The sequence below is a fragment of the Sporosarcina sp. Y1011 genome, assembly GCF_057669885.1.
The window spans coordinates 19682-36930 of record NZ_JBYHFP010000011.1; the positions used below are offsets into that span (position 1 = coordinate 19682).

Consider the following 17249-nt stretch of genomic DNA (forward strand, 5'->3'; position numbering starts at 1 on the left):
GCTTGTTATTCGTATAAAGTTCCATACCTTTTTAATCAATCAAATTATTCAATTTCTTTCTCAATACTTAATTTAAATAGATAGTGACAAATATGTCAGTATTAACTTATTATTCAAAATACAGTACAATAGGTTTAGAAGGAAGAAGGGGGAAATGTGAAAAGTAAAGCAGCGTAACATTTGGACCGAATGGACCACTCAAAATTGTTTGCTTGGTTGTGGAATATCTCCTGGTATCTGAGCTGTTAAAAACACTTCGAAAGTCGAAGAAGAAGCTGTAACTGTAACTGCAGTATTTAAGTTAGGCGCATTTGGTTTAGCTGAAATTCAGAGATTAAAAAATAATGAATATACTCAAGGAGGAATTTATATGGTTACCACTAAATTACATTCAAGATTAGATAACGGGATTAATGATTATCCAGAAGTAAAAGACTTTGCTGGAGGTACATTAAAGTGTCTTTGTGAATCAAATAAAGTAGAAGTCAAGGTAGATTCACAAACAATGCACAACCATGCTTGTGGTTGTTCAAAGTGTTGGAAACCAGAAGGTGCAACTTTTTCTTTAGTAGCTGTAGTATCTCGTGATAAAGTTAACGTCGTTAGTAACGGTGATAAGTTAGGGATAGTTGATGAAACCGCTGCAATTCAAAGACATTTCTGTAAAGAATGTAACGCACATTTATATGGTCGTATAGAAAACAAAGACCATGCATTTTACGGATTAGATTTTGTTCATACAGAATTATCAGAGGATAAAGGATGGTCGGCACCACAATTCGCAGCATTTGTTTCGTCTGTAATCGAAACAGGTACACCGGCTTCAGAAATGGCTGATATCAGAAAAGAGTTAAATAATCTTGGATTACCTACCTATGATGTCCTATCACCTGAGTTAATGGATTTAATTGCTGCTAAAACTGCTGAACTGAATAGCGCATTGCAGAGATAAAAGTTATATTTTAATTTAGTAATTAAGAAATATTAGACTAGTTAAATGGACCTTCTTTTTTATAAACTAGCGGTTGTTGATTAATCGTAAAATCGTTAGTTTATAAAAATTATTGTCGTCAAGAGTCTTTTAAAAGTCTAGTTTTGCTTCAATCTCACACATTTTTAAAAATCTAGAGATTGAAAAGATATACAAAAGCACTTACTCTATTTCAGAGTAAGTGCTTTTGTATATTGATTATTTAGAGTGTGGGTCTAAGCCAACAAGTAACGTATTGTGGCTCAGGTTCGATAGAGTGTATGCAATCATTGCACTATTCGTCGTCTACATGTCTACATATTTATATGAAACCTCTCTTAATATCTGGAATAATAGGCTTTAAAAAGGAAATGTGAGAGAGTAATTTAATGCTAGATAGACAATTGAATACAGAAGCATTCGATAAAAGACGTTTCAACGAAATTTATGCTATGTTGCAAGGTCTTCAATAGAAGGAACAGATCTCAGCGAAAGAGGCGGCGAACATAGCAATTATAATAATTTTTAAAACTAGACAACAATTAGAAACAGAAAATGCGGTAAAAGTTATGCATGAGTGGGGAAGTGCCAGTGAAGTTTTTCCCTGAATGAACTTGTTTTCTGTTTAATTAGGACAGAACCTATTCATCAAATTACTTGGAACACTGGAATTATGAAACAGAAAATTTTATACTTATTTTTTTGAAAAAAGCATTGCTGTCTCTTAGCATTGCTTTTTTGATCCTATGAAGGTCAGAAAATCGTTTATGTCTGAGTTCGTTCTTAAGTTTACCTAACCAGTTGGACCTTCATTTGTACTTACTGACTATTCATTTAATCAATTTCCCCTCATGTATAGTCAACCTTACATAATGTTTAACATACAATACAATATGTAAAACAGCGCTGACTTAATTTTAAGAGGGGGTATGTAAGTATGACCTATCAAGAAAAGAAAAGCATCGTCTCGTTAATCAGCGCTATTTTCATTTTCATATCCTTCTGCTTGTATATGTATCCACAGTATCCAGAAGGGGGGCTAGACTCGTCCGAAACCTATCGCTATTGGGGTGTCTTCGTTCTCATCTTAACTGTGGTCTCTGTAGTAGCTCACATCGTAATTAGTATTATTTTTAACATTTTGTTTAGAATTACAACAAGAGAAAAAGAACCAGCTTTCGCAGATGAATTAGATAAACTAATTGACTTGAAAGCAAACCGAAACTCCTTCTTTGTATTTATCATCGGTTTTGTTATTGCAATGGGATCGTTAATTATTGAGCAGTGGTCACAGATGATGTTTATTATTCTAATTGCTTCAGGATTCATCTCAGATGTGGTTGGCTCTATATCGAGGCTATATTACTATCGGAAAGGTGTCTAATATGGGTAAAAGTCTTGTCGGCAATCACATCCGAAAATTACGGTTTAACCATGATGAAATGACCCAACAGCAATTAGCTGACAAGGCAGGTGTTACAAGACAAACTATCGTGGCTCTCGAAAAAGGAAACTACTCGCCATCACTAGAATTGGCCTTTCGTATTTCCTTAGCCTTTAACTTACCATTGGAAGAGGTTTTCTATTACGGGGACGTCACAAACTTGAAGAAAAAATAATCGTTTATTATGAGTTTTAGAAAAGGGGGATAAAGTATGAATTCAAATCAGAAAGCAGCAAAGATTGTGGGGGTCCTGTTTTTATTAGCAGCTCTTTCGGCGGTAATTGGTCTTTTATTGTACGATCCAATCCTAAATGGTCCCAATTACTTGATTGAAGGTTCTGCTCATGCCAATCAGGTGACACTAGGAGCACTTTTGGAGTTAATTCTTGTTGTATCCGTGGTGGGGACTGCTACGACAATGTTTCCGATTTTAAGAAAGTACAATGAAACTATAGCTCTTTGGCATGTTTACTTCAGATTTCTTGAAGCGGTTATAATTACTGTAGGCATAATTAGCGTATTGTCACTATTGACCTTAAGCCAGAACTTTGTAGCAGATGGAGCCGCGAATCCTGCCTCTTATCAAGCTTCAGGAATATTATTAAAAGCGATACATGACTGGACGTTTATGCTTGGGCCACTATTCATGTTAGGCATCAACACAATCATGTATAGTTATATATTTTACAAATCAAAGCTTGTACCCAGACCTTTATCTATCTTGGGTATGGTAGGAGCAGTGATGGTATTCCTTAATGCTTTGTTAGTACTGTTCGGAGTAGTTGAACAAATTTCTGCTTGGGGTATTTTAGCGCTTCCAATAGCAGCATTTGAAATGATATTAGCTGTATGGCTCCTAGTTAAAGGGTTCAATGAATCTGCACTTTCTTCCTTGTCAAAAATAGCAAAAGACAAGAGATTAGCTCAGGCAGATCGACTGCATTAATGCAAAAAGAGAGTACTGGATCATGACGTCGTCACAATCCAGTACTCTTTTATTTCAGCTATTCTATTGAAGATATGGAGGAATACGGACTAGTTCCTTATGGTTGGCAAGTCCATCATGAAATCCCTTTGAATCGAAATGGTACCAATGATATGGAAAACTTAGTTCTAATTAGAAACGATCCCTATCAAAAGGTTATTACAAATAAGCAAAATTCATTAACAAAGGGTATGAAACCTGGGGACAGTAAAATAGTGGATTTTCCTATTCCTGAAGGAGACATTTATCCTCCTAATAAGGAATAAATAATTTTAGAAGGTGATTATATGTGGAGAGAGCAAGTTAGTCAGATTTCCAAAATAAGAGAGGAAGAACGAGATCGAAAACTCAATTTACCTACCAATGAAAATGAGTTATCAAGATTTCGTAAATCTGTAGTAGAAAAATTTGGTGAAGATGTACTGCCAAAGCAATACTATGAATATCTACAAACAGTTAATGGAATTGAATTTAATGGACTTAAAATTTATGGGATTGACCAATCTTTTTTGGATTCTAAGTCAATTAATCATGTGGATAGTTTTTTTGATGCCAATGAAACATGGGAGTCAATTAAAGAAGAAGATGAACTGATTTTCTTTGGAGATTCAGATATAGCTTGGTATTGTTATAATATTTCTAAAAAAAATTTTGTTGAACTAGATAAACCTTCAGGTGAGCATATGGAAACTTTTTGCGATTTTGATACTATGCTTGAATCTGCTTTCTCAGCAGTACTTAGTTAAATGTACAATCCACCGCCAATTTTGGCGGATGGAGAGTATCGTGTACTACACAGAACCTGACCAACCGCTAACTGTTTTAAGGAATGAGATAATAGTAAATGATTCTGGATATTTATTGGTGGAATTGGTAAAGAAAGAAATTGTAGATTATAAATCACTATTTCTGACCTTGAAAGGCTTATGCCTTTCAAGGTTTCTTATTAGGAGGGGGATACCCAGTGACGAATACCCTTCTTGTTGGGGCATCTATGCAAAGATAAACTTCATCAAAAATGGTTATACTTGAGCGACTTGCTAATCCTATTGTTACATCCCTCGGGAAATAATCCCGTTGATCTTCGTTCCGTGCGGATGCCGATGACACCACGCCATGCAAAATATGAGCGTGAGACTTTTAGACAATTGGCAAATCAATAAAAGTCTTATGCAATGCCTCTTTGCAATTATACATGAAGGCGAATGATAGGTATTTTCATCTCATTGGTATAATAGAGAAAACCCAATTTAGGAGGAATTTAAATGGTAATGAACAATAAACAACCCAATTTAGAAGCCAGAGTCAAGAACATCATTGAAGTGGATGGGTTAAAATTTAAAGATTTGAATAACAGCGGAAAGTTAGAGCCATATAAGGATTGGCGTTTGAGTCCGAGAGAACGCGCGGAGAATTTAGTTACATTGATGAATACGGACGAAAAGGTCGGTATGATGCTTATTAATACACGTAAGATGGGACTTTCTCAAAAAGATAAGGAAAAGACGAGTCATAACGGTATATTAGATGAAGCGATTGTAGAAAAAGGGGAAAATATATTTGCTGCATCAAAAGTATATGGATCAACACATACGATTGAAAAAAGGAATTTAAGACACTTCATTTTAAGAGATAACTTTAGTCCAGCTGAAATGGCGGAGTGGATTAATAAATTAAATGAAGTTGCTGAGGGAACACGTCTAGGTATCCCAGTCCTCGTAACGTCTAATTCAAGAAATGAAAATGCCGAGCCTGTTTTTGGTATGAATGATGCAGGCGGTATTTTTTCCACATGGCCCGGAACTTTAGGACTTGCGGCGGCAGCACAAGGAGATATTAAAAACGGTGGGGATGCATCACTTATTAGCGAATTTGCCAGGATTGCTCATGAGGAGTGGAATGCTACGGGTATAAGAAAAGGTTATATGTATATGGCGGATACCGTTACAGATCCGAGATGGCAACGGACGTATGGCACATTCGGCGAAGATCCGGAATTTATTTCCGATGCGATTGGTCGCCTTATCGCTGGATTTCAAGGTAAGGAGTTAGGGAAAGAGAGTATAGCGATGACAACGAAGCATTTTCCAGGTGGTGGAGCAAGGGAAAATGGATTTGACCCCCATTACGTGGAAGGGAAGTGGAATCCTTACCCAACCCCGGGAAGTTTAGAAAAGTATCATTTACCTCCATTTAGAGCAGCCGTTGAGCATGGTACATCGTCTATTATGCCGTATTATTCTATACCGAGTATCAAGAAGAGTGTCGTACAAGAGTTCGAGGATGAAGAGATTCCATTCGAAGAGGTGGGCTTCGCATTTAATCATTATTTTATCAATTATATTCTAAGAGAAAAGCTTGGATTTAAAGGCTATATAAATAGTGACAGTGGCATTGTTAATAATATGAGTTGGGGCGTAGAAGCATTGAGTGTGGCTGAACGTTTTGCTAAAGCAGTCAATGCAGGAACAGATATAGTTGCTGATACAGGAGATATAGAGAATCTGAAATTAGCTGTTAGCAAAGGATGGATTAGTGAAAAACGTATTAATGAAGCAAATGTACGCCTCCTTACGGAAATGTTTACACTAGGACTTTTCGATGATCGTACGTATAATGCACCGGAATCGGCTACAACTGTAGTTAGTAACCAAGCTAATTGGGATGCAGCTTATGAGGGACATAAAAAATCTGTAACCGTATTAAAAAATCAAAATCAGACATTGCCTTTAACAGCTGAAAAGCTTGCAAATAAAAAGATTTATGTGGAAGTATTGCATAGGGAAACGGAACAAGCAACAGCTTACACTGATAAGGCGAGAAAAGAATGTCTTGAGTTTGGGCAATTTACGTTGACTGATAACTATGAAGAGGCAGACGTAGCGATTATGTTCTTACATCCAAAATCCGGATCCTATTTCAATGCAACACTAGGACTGTTAGAGCTTGATATTTGTGAGGATAAAGTAGTATCAGCGCTGGATGGTTCATTGTATCAAGAAACGACTTTAACTGGCTTGGATCATTTAAAAGAGGTGGCGGATAACGTTCACGACCGTGATGGAAAAGTGGTTATTAGTGTTAATGTGACATTGCCATGGATACTTGGAAGTATTGAGCCATTGGCAGATGCTTTGATTGTTGGATATGATACCTTCTATAAAGCGCAGTTTGAAGTTATTGCGGGAAATAGTAAACCTATAGGCGTTCTACCATTGACATTACCAGCAAGCGATCAAGTCATCGCAGTTTTTCAGAATGGCGATTGTGTATCCCGAAATGATGTGCCAGGCTATGACAAGGACAAGTACATGCCTGAAGGACTCAATTATGCTTATAAGGATAGCGATAGTAACATCTATAGACTTGGTCATGGATTAAGATATTAATCTATCCGCGGGGCACTTGCCAGTCTCTACGCAGTCGGGGTCGATCTCGATGGCCAGACAACTTGGAACCGGTTGGATTCGTCGAACCAAGGGCCGCGCTCCTGCCGCCCATGGATCTGACGACAATGGGGTAGTCTGAACGCGGTTGGTATCTTGTTGCTTACAAAGTACAACTGTTCGACACCAGAGGAAACGCAGGACCCATAGCTTGGGGGGTTGAACCCAAGGTGACTCCTGAGAAGTTATCCATTAGTGGTACAAACTTTTGGGAGACTTTTTTTCATTTACTTTAAGGAGAAAGAAGAATCATCAATAATTTCAACGTCTTTCCTTGCTTTTACTTCATTCATCAATTTAAAAAGCGCCTCATCTTTCTTCTTAGCCTCAATCATACAGTCAATTTGTGAAATACTACCCTTTATGACATTAAGGAATCTAAAAAACATATCGATGTCTACATAATCTGAATGATGGCGAAAATCTTTATCACTCTTTGGACTTGATATATGCATTTTTATTGGGAGAGGAGAATGCCTCCATGTCTGCACAACTCTATTCCAGTTGTTTTCCCAATTTGCATCTTGATGATGGGCCAAATGATGATGATAATCGAAAACTAGAGGTATATCTAGTTTTTCACATAAGTAAAGCGTATCGTCTAACGTAAAAGAAGTATCATCATTTTCAAGCATGATCATATTTTGAATTCTTTTCGGGACATCCATCCAATTATCAACAAAACGTTCAAGTGAAAGTTCGGTATCCTTATAATTACCTCCCACATGCATGACACAGCGATGAGTTGGGTCAATCCCCATCGCTTTCAATAATAAGTAATGTAGCTTTAAAGTACTTATTGAATTTTTCAAGATATGCTTCTCTTTAGAATTAATCAGAACAAAGTGATCTGGATGAAAATCAACCCTAATCTTATGGTTTTTTGTGAAATCTCCAATCTCACGAAGCGGTTCTTTTAATGGCTCTATATAATTCCAGTCAAGAAGTTCCTCGTGGTTTGCTAAAGGAATAAGGCGAGAGGTAAGCCGATAAAAATGAATATCAGACGCTGCATTATGTTTTAACAGTCTCAGTGTGTTGTGCAAATTCGACAGTGCAATACGTTCTAATTTACGGATAGCAGCTTCTTTATCATCGATTTTTTGGAATTGGGTAAAAGTCATTGTTTGCGATGGGGATGCATTTTTAAGTTCCGTACTCATTGCGACATAACCAAGACGTACAATCGTCAATTATTCCACCTCATTAGTTTTGTATACTCTAGTCTCCACGGTTACCATTCCACAGATGCGCCTGAAATACGTTTGACTCCCCGAATTGCGGCTATTTCATCTACGAGTCTGTGCATAGCGAGGTTCTTTTGTTTTGCTTCTATCATTATGTCAAAGTCCTGATTAAGCTCCTTTGCCATCTTTAAGAAGGGCAGGACAAAATCTAAAGAAACAAAATCAGCATGGGAACGATAGGCTTGTTCAGATTTTGGTGAAGAAATGTGGACTTTCGGTACAATTGTAGTGTTATTCCAAGTTTTAAATATACGATGTAAGTAAAGAGGGAGGTCGCACTCTCCGGTATTTGCCATAAAGTGATGATAATCGAGTACCATTGGATTGTTTTCCTTTTCACAAGTAATGAGTGTTTCCTGAATGTCATACGTTTTATCATCGTTTTCTAGCGTCATAAGCTTTTTAATTTCTTTTGGCAGCTTTTTGAGATTTTGATGGAAACGGTTTAATGAACTATTTTTATCCCCATAGGCTCCGCCAATATGAATATTAATTAATCCCTTATCGAGAGCATTCATTGCATTGAGCATTTTATAATGATATTCCATATCTTTTACTGCATTCGTTGTGACTTCTTCTCTTTCGCTTGTGAAAAGTGTAAATTGATTTGGGTGAAAGCTTACTCTGAGCTTAAAATTTTGAACTAAATTTCCGATTTCTTCCCATTCTTTTTTGAATGGAGTTAAGAAATCCCACATTACTTCCGGATGGGTTGCTAAAGGGACAAGTGAGCTTGAAAATCGGTATAATTCTATTTCATGCGCGATATTATAATGCAAAATTCTTTTTGTGTGCTGTAAATTTTGTGCGGTTACGGATTTCAACTTTTCCATTCTCTCGTTTTTAGGAAGCGCTGAATACCGTGCAAAAGTTAAAGTTTTTGATGGGCTTGCATCCCATAAGCCAAGTGCATTTGCTACATATCCGAACCGTATTTTCATCTACTTTACCCCTTCATTCAATACTTTGAGGTTGAAATCTATTCATGTAAACAGTGAGAAAAAAGTTGTATAAAGCATATTATTCGCATAAATTCATATTGCATACACAAGTTGAAAATGGAAATACCAAAATGTATGTAGTGATTTCAATTGTTCGCTAAGTAAAAAAAATATCCGAATCTGGATCCCCTTCTTTAAATATGGCGTGTTCTTTGTCGCCTTAAAAAGGAGCGCACTATCATCATTTTTCAAATGGGATAGAAGAATTAATGATTACTTGTTTACTAAATTTAAATGAAGTCATTGCCACGATTAACGAAGCTGTTTTCAGTAGGTAGCTATCAACTATGAACGGATAAGTTGGTTCATAATTTTGGGGAAACGGTGCCATTATTTGCAGAAATAAATAACTTTTTATTTTAGCAACGACCGGTTGAGTTTAATGAATTTCTTTGTTTCTGTTATCGAGGAATTCCGTAGAGAGCTTATGGGCGGCATGATGTAGTTCTCATCACAGGTTATTTTGTGAAGCTGTCTCATTCATAATTAGTTCGTATAGGAATAGCCACTTCTCAGAAAATTGGAGAAGTGGCTATTTTTTAGCATATAGAACGTTTAAGAACACACGATATCTGAAAATTTCAACTCACATTGACTTGTTAGAATTTACCCTTGACAATACATTCGCCCCCAGAGATAATTGAACTGTACGATATGTGATATATTGTACGCATAACGTACAAGTGATTGTTGGCTTACGCAATCCTTATCATGCGGATTTTATCGAAGGTGTTTAGACATTACTATGAAGGACTGTTTTATTGAAGTATGTAGCCGCTTTCAGAAGGTGGTAATACTTCCATCTCCACACATCAAATAGATGTAAAGGTCTTCATCAAACTGAAAGAAATTAAGCGACCCATTTTGAAGGGCTAAACTATAGGAGCTTTCATCCCTGCGCTTATTGCATCGTTACGATGATGAACGATTAGGAAAAATTGTGCCATTATTCAAGGGATTCGCAAAAATATTTAGTTGCATCATTTCATTACTACTAATGAAATGAAAGCGTTTAAATAGGAGGAGGGAAATTTAAAGCTAGGCATAGCTTTAATGTTTATTGGAGTAGAAAGAGCCATTATACATAGGTATTTGAGGAGTAACATGGAATTTATAGATTTTCCGTACAAAAAAGCTCATGCTGGTATAGCCCGTTTTAGAAACAGGATTAAATGCACATTAAATGGGAGTAACACAAAAAACGAATGAGATGATAACTTTTTTTAGAACAACCCAATTTGGATGAAGAGGTGTAAGAGATGTGGTATAAATTATGGGCTTCACACCAACAGACAAAGACGTTATTGTCTTTCGCGGTAATGAATCCAAAAGCAATGGAGCATGCGGCTAAATCCGTAGAGATGAAGGAAGTGGACAAGAAGAAAGGTCCTCCTTCCTACACAAATTTACAAAAAGCAGGACTGTTCCTAGGTCCACTGCTATTTCTGTTATTTACTTTTATTTTTAGTTTTCCGGGCTTAAGTCCTGAAGGACAGGCTGTTATGGGGACGACGATTTGGATGGCAACGTGGTGGATCTCAGAAGCGGTACCTATTCCGATTACTTCACTAATGCCAATTGTCTTATTGCCACTGTTTGGAGCGGGGACAGAGGGAGAAATTGCTTCAAGTTACGGAGATTCAATATTATTCTTATTTCTTGGTGGATTTCTAATTGCCCTTGCGCTTGAAAAATGGAATCTTCATCAGCGTATTGCTATAAATATTATCGCTGTAGTCGGTACAAAAACATCTGGGATTGTCCTTGGATTTATGGGCGCAACTTGGTTCTTGTCAATGTGGGTGTCTAATGTAGCGACGGTGATGATGATGATTCCAATTGGGACCGCTATCATTGGTGAAGTTGTCCAGCTCATGAAGGATAACAACGTGCACACGCTTGAAGAAGAACAAAAATTTACTAAGCTAATGATTTTTGGCATCGGTTTTGCAGCAACTATCGGTGGTGTAACAACACTAATCGGTACGCCAACAAATATTATTTTAGTGGGAATGCTTAGAACGATGTATGGCATTGAACTCTCTTTTGGAGGCTGGATGCTGTTTTCACTTCCATTTATCACCTTTATTATGATACTAACTTGGTTCTATCTGACACAAATTGCACTTCCGATGAAAGTTAGAAAAATCGAAGGTGCTAATCAATTTATTACCGATAGTAAAGCAAAATTAGGCAAAATTAGTTTTGAGGAAGTTGCAGTTTTAGTTATTTTTAGTTTAACTGCGTTTATGTGGATTACGCGTACTTTCATCTGGAATCACTTTATTCCAGGCTTAACAGACACAGCAATCGCGATTGTCGCTGGATTCTTACTGTTCTTAATCCCGGCCAAGAACAAACCAGGGCGTATTCTCAACAGTAATTCGATTAAAGACTTGCCTTGGGGAGTGCTTGTATTAGTTGGGGGCGGCCTTGCACTGGCGACAGGATTTATGCAAACTGACCTTGCAAGTTGGATTGGTAGTCAGATGCTAATAATGGAAAATATCCCAGTGTTCTTGGTGATCTTATCTGCTACTATTCTTGTTTTAGCAATGACGGAACTTATGCCAAATAGTGCGACGTCAACAATCATGCTACCGATTATGGGAGTACTTGCCTTAGCAATTGATGTGCATCCACTTACATTAATGATTCCCATCTCACTAGCAGCAGGGTTGACATTTATGTTGCCAATTGGAACTCCGTCAAATGCGATTATGTTTGCTACAGGCAAATTCACCATTTTGGATATGGTTAAAGTAGGGTTTTGGTTAAATATCCTTGCTGTTATCACCATTATGCTTGCCGTTTACTTCTTATTACCAGTGGTCTTTAATATTGATTTAACTGGCTTTCCAGTTGAATTAAAATAAATGTGTTAGATAATAAAAGGTGCAGGACACTACTAGAAAATCATATTAGATGCCCGTTTGATATCTAAACTTTAATATCGATCATTATCAAGCTATTAAAGGCTTCTCATTAGTTAAACAAACTTTTGAGAGGCCTTTTTCTACGTTTAGTCAAGCGTTTTTCAATGAGTGCGTAGGTATGGTTATATGTTGCTAAGACTAGTAGGTCGCCAACCAGTATTTATAGTTCAATAGTGTGAAACGAGAGAGAGAATAATTTACTAAGGCTTGTTCATACATCCGTAGAAGCGACTTTATGACATTTATTAATACACTGTTAAAGAAGAATGTAATTACTATACAAAGGAAAAAATAAACGCACCCCATTGAAAAATAAAAACCCCTTGGAGGTCTAAAAGGGGTTGTTTTATAATTAAATATTTCATATAAATTTCGAGTCAAAAAACGCCATTATAAACTTGTTCTTCCGCTATAACCGTGTCTATGGGAATTATCACCATTTATAGTAGTATATCCGCTAAACTCATGATAATGACCACCGTTAGGGAGGGGTATAGCGGGACCGGTAACTCCACGAATCTCATGTCGATGTCGATCATCGACAGATGTAAAAGTAAAGTATCTATGAGTGTGTGGTACACCACTTGGGGCTGGTTCAGTAGTTCCGGCATATCTGTGATTATGTCCTACATCAAAAGAAGTGACGCCTCTAAATTCGTGGACATGAGCAGGAACGGGTCTTCCATCCCATTGAGTAATAAAAAGCTGATGGGAATGCATAGGGTCAGAATCGTCTGAATGATACATGAACCCGGAAACTGGTATTTCCAATAGTATAACTCCTTTTTGCTTTTTCAATACTATATGTATGGGAGGAAAAAAGGTTTCAAACTTATGTCGATAAAGAGGTTTGTTTGTAAAAATACGCCACACCTTTTAATTTATCATATCAGTATGAAACTGCACTCTGAATATACAATGTTTAGGAGAATTATCCTCCCAATCTTACTAAATACCATTACAGTTGTTTTATTTACGACATTTACAAAATAATATTCCATTTTCTATTAGCAGATACATTTTTGGAAGTACACTTAATTTATTTAGGTGTTTTTCTATGTACTACGCCATTCGGATAATTCATCTTCAGCTAACAGGGGTTAATCAAAAAGAATTATCGTTGAAGTTTAGCTATGTTTAGGATAGGCGAATGTACATCATGTGAATCATTACATCGCATAACCTAAAATGAGATCAAAGGGAGGTAAAAATATTGACACGATTTGATTACGATCGATATGACAGAGATGATGATGACTACGATTATGACGGTTATGGGAGACGTCGCAGAAGACGTCGTCCACAATATCAATACCCACTTTTCCCAATTTATCCATTCTTCCCAATCTACCCGCCATACCCATCATACCCGCCCTATTATCGCTATCCATACTACAACCGTCCTTATGGCTATTAATATATAAGACGCCTACTCTTTTAAAAATATCTACACGAATTATGGATATACGGTGGCCGACTCGTGGATCTGGTTTGCCACGGGTTGTATCGTGAGCCTGCAAAAATTCCGCATTTAGTACTTCACGCACAGTTGTAAATGTAGAGTCATCCTCTAAATTTCCCGAAAAAATAAACAAACAAGAGAGCAGTTTACAGGCTCCCTTGTTTGTTTTATTTTTCAATTCAATTAAATACCTGAAAGAGATTTATCTGGTATTAAGTCGAATTCCGTAGTTATGGGTCATGGGACAATTTCAAAAACAGTACCTTTGTTAAAATCAGTCACATTCATAGAACCATAAACCCCTAAATATAGTTTTGTTTGATCCGAATTTGATCCTAAGCTAACATAATAAGCTGATTCAGACCCAAAATTATAATCGGTTTGAATCACACTAAAATCATTTGGTTTACTATCCGTTCTTACTTTAGTATAAGCTAAAACCCCTCTACCTGGAGATTGAGATTCCTCCTTCCGGGCAAAATCAGTAAAAACAACGCCTCCTTTTAAATCGGGGATTCCATTCCCCATATAGGCTTGCACTCCTGTAAGTGCAGTACCTCCAAACTTATCGGGTCGGGGATCGTTATGAAAATAACTAGTTAAAGGTTGAAGACGACTAGATGAATTTTTTACTGCTTCATTGTAATAAGCGATTATTTTTTCCTCCAAATTAAGATTTGCAGAGCAGCCTCTAATCATTGAAGTAGGAAAAGCGCCTTCCCACCCTCGCCAGCCAAAGTTAATAAATCCTTCATGGTCAGGTTCAGATTTCATTAAAGAAGTTTGAATTAGCTGAGTAACTGGTATTGGTTTATAATGCACAAATGAAAAAATCGCCTCTTCCAAATCCTGTCCTACATTTCCCACGTATTTAATATACTGTTTATAAAACCTTTGAAATGAAATACCTGGTATATTCCGAACACCTTTGGCGATTACTGTAAGTGTTTCCTGTATAGGGACAGGCAGTTCATTAAAACGTGTGACTACAGGTGAATTATAAATAAATGGATTCTTAACTACATCAATTTCAATTATTTTCCCGGCTATCTCCATATCATTCTGGCTTAAATTAAATGGATCATAGCCTGATCCGCCATCTCCAGTTGTTAAAACAAGTTTTCCTGATTCAGGTGAGAAGTTTAAGCTATTGACACCATTATGGTTTGAAAATGGTCTTCTTAAGTTTAGTAATGTCCGCCGTTTTTGAGGTTGACCATTCGATTGTAAAGCCCATTCTTCAACTGTATCAATATGATCATATCGAGTTTCTCTATTTATCCACCTTAGGTTTAAAGTACCTGGATCGCACGGGTTAGGCTCAAAAGGTTCAGTAAGAGCACCAGGCCCTTGTGTTCCAGCTACTGAATAGTGAAGATAAAACAGACCATTATAATGAAAATCGGGATGAAACGCTAGACCTAGTAAACCGCGTTCGTCATATCCACCACCAGAAGCACCTAGATTTATAATTCGAGGGCGAATATCTAAAAAAGTTCTTATAACTCCGTTTCCTATGTAAAAGATTTCTCCTACCTGTGTTGCAATAAATAAACTTTCAATTGAGTCACCCGGAAGTATAGTTGTTTTCAAAACGGTGGGTAAATTTATATTATTTACAATGGGACGTAAATTAACCTTAACTTTTATCAACTAACAATACACTCCTTTAAGTTGTTTTCTTTTATAAGAATATGAATTGAACTGTTCTGCTAGTACAAATTGAGGCGGGGGAATCTGACAAGACATTGCAGTGATTTCCGTACCAACGTCGGAGGAATCCAGGGGAGGGGACTTAGGGGATGACTCATTCATTTGCTTAAATTTTATACAACATACGATAGTGACATTATTGCTGCAATAACACCTGTTCCAGAAAATATGAGAAGTTCGGGCATATGTTTACAATTGAATAGTTTAAAGTTAGAAGCATTTCTTTGTAATAGAAATGTTTTTTTATTTTCCGGAAATGAAAATAATAACAACAATAAAGTAGTGGTATTGAATAAAAGTTTATTGCAAAACGATATATTACGTGCTAATATAAAAGTGATAATAAATATGTGAGGTGCTTTTTATGAAACGAGGATCAACACTTTTTTTGAAGTTAGCTGTTATTCTTATGGGAATTCCTGTTCTTGCTTTATGTCTGTTTTTGTTGCCCCAAATAGCGAATGAGGCAAATGAAGCAGCAGAAAGAGGTTCAGATTTAGCTTTTGTAGTATATGGTCTTTTAATGATTATGTATGTTTCGGCAATCCCATTTTACTTCGCTTTGTATCAATCTTTTAATCTTTTAAGCTACATTGACAAGAACCTAGCTTTCTCGAATTTATCCGTAGGAGCTCTAAAGAAAATCAAAAACTGTGCCATCTTAATCAGTGGCTTGTACTTGGTAGCTCTGCCTTTCGTTTATATCATGGCGGAGGTGGACGACGCACCAGGTCTAATAATAGTCGGAATGATCCCTATTTTTGCTTCCGTGGTTGTTGCCTTCTTTGCTGCTGTTCTTCAAAGGCTTTTAAAAGAAGCTATAGATATAAAAGAGGAAAATGATTTAATAGTCTGAGTTGAGGTGAATAATATGGCAATTATAATCAATATTGACGTGATGCTTGCTAAACGAAAAATGAGTGTGACGGAACTTTCGGAGAGGGTCGGAATCACGATGGCAAATATTTCGATCTTGAAAAATGGTAAGGCAAAAGCGATTCGATTATCTACTTTAGAGGCGATTTGTAAGGCTTTAGAATGTCAGCCTGGGGATCTTTTAGAATACAAAAGTAACGAGGACGCTCAAGGATGATCATTGATTAAACGGGTGCTAAACCACCTATTTAAAAAGATAAAAGGTGAGGATTATGATCAGGGAAAAACAGATTTACATCCTTTTAACTGATACAGGGACGACTTTAAATAGGATGATTAAGTCCTATACTAAAAAAACGTATAATCACGCTTCAATTGCCTTTGACGCGGAATTAATTGAGGTATATAGTTTTGGAAGAAAAACAGCGAAAAATCCTTTCATTGGAGGATTCGTTAAAGAAGATATTCATTCCGTCATATTCAAACAAGCCAATTGTGCAATCTATTCTTTAACCGTAACAAATGATGAATTTCAAAGGATGTCTCAATATATCCAAGAAATTGCAGCCAAAAAAGAACACTACCGTTATAATTTTATTGGATTATTTGGTGTAATGTTAAAAAAGCCGATAATAAGAAAGAATGCTTTCTTCTGTTCTCAGTTTGTGGCTACTGTCCTAAAGGAGAGTGAGTCCATTTACTTTGAAAAAGATCTTTCTCTGATCGAACCAAGTGAATTGCCTCATACGGCAAATTTCCAATTGATTTTTGAAGGTAAATTAAAAGGTTATCAAAACGGACTTATGAACGAAAGCGTCCATGTTTGTTATTCAATAGTTCCGATTGAAATGTGATTCTGTGTCATTAGACCAAGTCTCGCCAATTATGCTAGCTGTTCTATATTCGACATGAAAGAGGAGTTTTTGACAACTTTCGATGAAATTAATTTATTAAAAATTACGTGGCGAGGTTATGGGTAGTATGATGTAGCCTCGTCATAGATTATGGGAAAAGCGTCACTCCAATCATATGGAGGACGCTTTTTTTGTGTGCTATAGCGTGTAAGTTCCAAAGAAATAAGGGGTAGCTTAACGCAAGAATGTCCGCGTCGACATAGAATCTGAAGGAAGCGAGCGGCAAATTTCCGGTTTGAGGAACGCCAACGTCGA

Annotated in this window: 15 protein-coding genes and 1 pseudogene; 11 read left to right on the forward strand and 5 right to left on the reverse strand. The window is 36.8% G+C overall.

Annotated features, from left to right (window positions below; translation table 11 throughout):
• Positions 1 to 370: 370 nt before the first annotated feature.
• From gfa to AC25Y5_RS12735, 5 genes are all read left to right on the forward strand, one after another.
• A complete protein-coding gene (gfa, locus tag AC25Y5_RS12715) occupies positions 371 to 952 on the forward strand; it encodes an S-(hydroxymethyl)glutathione synthase (protein WP_488140618.1) in 582 nt (193 codons plus the stop codon).
• 955 nt (positions 953 to 1907) lie between these two features.
• The gene (locus tag AC25Y5_RS12720) at positions 1908 to 2354 is read left to right on the forward strand and encodes a hypothetical protein (protein ID WP_488140619.1); all 447 of its coding nucleotides are present in this window, start codon (positions 1908 to 1910) and stop codon (positions 2352 to 2354) included.
• Position 2355: 1 nt separating this feature from the next.
• Complete coding sequence (locus AC25Y5_RS12725; protein ID WP_488140620.1) at positions 2356 to 2589, forward strand: helix-turn-helix transcriptional regulator; 234 nt, start codon at positions 2356 to 2358, stop codon at positions 2587 to 2589.
• A gap of 36 nt (positions 2590 to 2625) precedes the next feature.
• The gene (locus tag AC25Y5_RS12730) at positions 2626 to 3360 is read left to right on the forward strand and encodes a DUF4386 domain-containing protein (RefSeq protein ID WP_488140621.1); all 735 of its coding nucleotides are present in this window, start codon (positions 2626 to 2628) and stop codon (positions 3358 to 3360) included.
• Between the two features lie 326 nt (positions 3361 to 3686).
• The gene (locus tag AC25Y5_RS12735; protein ID WP_488140622.1) at positions 3687 to 4145 is read left to right on the forward strand and encodes a YrhA family protein; all 459 of its coding nucleotides are present in this window, start codon (positions 3687 to 3689) and stop codon (positions 4143 to 4145) included.
• Between the two features lie 223 nt (positions 4146 to 4368).
• On the opposite strand, the pseudogene AC25Y5_RS12740 reads toward AC25Y5_RS12735, so the two are convergent.
• A pseudogene (locus AC25Y5_RS12740) lies at positions 4369 to 4458 on the reverse strand (ABC transporter ATP-binding protein); the annotation flags it as partial.
• Between the two features lie 206 nt (positions 4459 to 4664).
• On the opposite strand from AC25Y5_RS12740, the gene AC25Y5_RS12745 reads away from it, so the two are divergent.
• Positions 4665 to 6788: a glycoside hydrolase family 3 protein gene (locus AC25Y5_RS12745; protein WP_488140623.1), complete on the forward strand. Its 2124-nt coding sequence runs from the start codon at positions 4665 to 4667 to the stop codon at positions 6786 to 6788.
• A 284-nt stretch (positions 6789 to 7072) separates the two neighbouring features.
• Here AC25Y5_RS12745 and uvsE (AC25Y5_RS12750) read toward each other — a convergent pair whose 3' ends face one another.
• Positions 7073 to 8038: a UV DNA damage repair endonuclease UvsE gene (gene uvsE, locus AC25Y5_RS12750; RefSeq protein ID WP_488140624.1), complete on the reverse strand. Its 966-nt coding sequence runs from the start codon at positions 8036 to 8038 to the stop codon at positions 7073 to 7075.
• A 41-nt stretch (positions 8039 to 8079) separates the two neighbouring features.
• Positions 8080 to 9033: a UV DNA damage repair endonuclease UvsE gene (gene uvsE, locus AC25Y5_RS12755; RefSeq protein WP_488140625.1), complete on the reverse strand. Its 954-nt coding sequence runs from the start codon at positions 9031 to 9033 to the stop codon at positions 8080 to 8082.
• 1319 nt (positions 9034 to 10352) lie between these two features.
• Here uvsE (AC25Y5_RS12755) and AC25Y5_RS12760 point away from each other — a divergent pair.
• On the forward strand, positions 10353 to 11969 hold the full coding sequence (locus tag AC25Y5_RS12760) for an SLC13 family permease (RefSeq protein ID WP_488140626.1): 1617 nt from the start codon (positions 10353 to 10355) through the stop codon (positions 11967 to 11969).
• Between the two features lie 450 nt (positions 11970 to 12419).
• Here the strand turns inward: AC25Y5_RS12760 and AC25Y5_RS12765 are convergent, their stop codons facing one another.
• Positions 12420 to 12800, reverse strand: coding sequence for a YmaF family protein (locus AC25Y5_RS12765; protein ID WP_488140627.1), 381 nt, complete (start codon positions 12798 to 12800; stop codon positions 12420 to 12422).
• Between the two features lie 442 nt (positions 12801 to 13242).
• On the opposite strand from AC25Y5_RS12765, the gene AC25Y5_RS12770 reads away from it, so the two are divergent.
• A complete protein-coding gene (locus tag AC25Y5_RS12770) occupies positions 13243 to 13446 on the forward strand; it encodes a hypothetical protein (RefSeq protein WP_488140628.1) in 204 nt (67 codons plus the stop codon).
• Between the two features lie 282 nt (positions 13447 to 13728).
• Here AC25Y5_RS12770 and AC25Y5_RS12775 read toward each other — a convergent pair whose 3' ends face one another.
• The gene (locus AC25Y5_RS12775) at positions 13729 to 15144 is read right to left on the reverse strand and encodes a PQQ-dependent sugar dehydrogenase (RefSeq protein WP_488140629.1); all 1416 of its coding nucleotides are present in this window, start codon (positions 15142 to 15144) and stop codon (positions 13729 to 13731) included.
• 424 nt (positions 15145 to 15568) lie between these two features.
• On the opposite strand from AC25Y5_RS12775, the gene AC25Y5_RS12780 reads away from it, so the two are divergent.
• From AC25Y5_RS12780 to AC25Y5_RS12790, 3 genes are read left to right on the forward strand one after another with little or no spacing between them, the layout of a single operon-like run.
• A complete protein-coding gene (locus AC25Y5_RS12780) occupies positions 15569 to 16060 on the forward strand; it encodes a DUF2975 domain-containing protein (protein ID WP_488140630.1) in 492 nt (163 codons plus the stop codon).
• 15 nt (positions 16061 to 16075) lie between these two features.
• Complete coding sequence (locus tag AC25Y5_RS12785; RefSeq protein ID WP_488140631.1) at positions 16076 to 16297, forward strand: helix-turn-helix domain-containing protein; 222 nt, start codon at positions 16076 to 16078, stop codon at positions 16295 to 16297.
• Between the two features lie 55 nt (positions 16298 to 16352).
• Entirely contained in the window at positions 16353 to 16934 is a 582-nt protein-coding gene (locus tag AC25Y5_RS12790) for a hypothetical protein (RefSeq protein WP_488140632.1), read from the forward strand.
• Positions 16935 to 17249: the final 315 nt, after the last annotated feature.

Excerpts from the sequence above, each read along its gene's own strand:
- gfa (WP_488140618.1), top strand. The coding sequence starts at position 371 with ATGGTTACCACTAAATTACATTCAAGATTAGATAACGGGATTAATGAT.
- AC25Y5_RS12720 (WP_488140619.1), top strand. The coding sequence starts at position 1,908 with ATGACCTATCAAGAAAAGAAAAGCATCGTCTCGTTAATCAGCGCTATT.
- AC25Y5_RS12725 (WP_488140620.1), top strand. The coding sequence starts at position 2,356 with ATGGGTAAAAGTCTTGTCGGCAATCACATCCGAAAATTACGGTTTAAC.
- AC25Y5_RS12730 (WP_488140621.1), top strand. The coding sequence starts at position 2,626 with ATGAATTCAAATCAGAAAGCAGCAAAGATTGTGGGGGTCCTGTTTTTA.
- AC25Y5_RS12735 (WP_488140622.1), top strand. The coding sequence starts at position 3,687 with ATGTGGAGAGAGCAAGTTAGTCAGATTTCCAAAATAAGAGAGGAAGAA.
- AC25Y5_RS12745 (WP_488140623.1), top strand. The coding sequence starts at position 4,665 with ATGGTAATGAACAATAAACAACCCAATTTAGAAGCCAGAGTCAAGAAC.
- uvsE (WP_488140625.1), bottom strand. The coding sequence starts at position 9,033 with ATGAAAATACGGTTCGGATATGTAGCAAATGCACTTGGCTTATGGGAT.
- AC25Y5_RS12760 (WP_488140626.1), top strand. The coding sequence starts at position 10,353 with ATGTGGTATAAATTATGGGCTTCACACCAACAGACAAAGACGTTATTG.
- AC25Y5_RS12780 (WP_488140630.1), top strand. The coding sequence starts at position 15,569 with ATGAAACGAGGATCAACACTTTTTTTGAAGTTAGCTGTTATTCTTATG.
- AC25Y5_RS12785 (WP_488140631.1), top strand. The coding sequence starts at position 16,076 with ATGGCAATTATAATCAATATTGACGTGATGCTTGCTAAACGAAAAATG.
- AC25Y5_RS12790 (WP_488140632.1), top strand. The coding sequence starts at position 16,353 with ATGATCAGGGAAAAACAGATTTACATCCTTTTAACTGATACAGGGACG.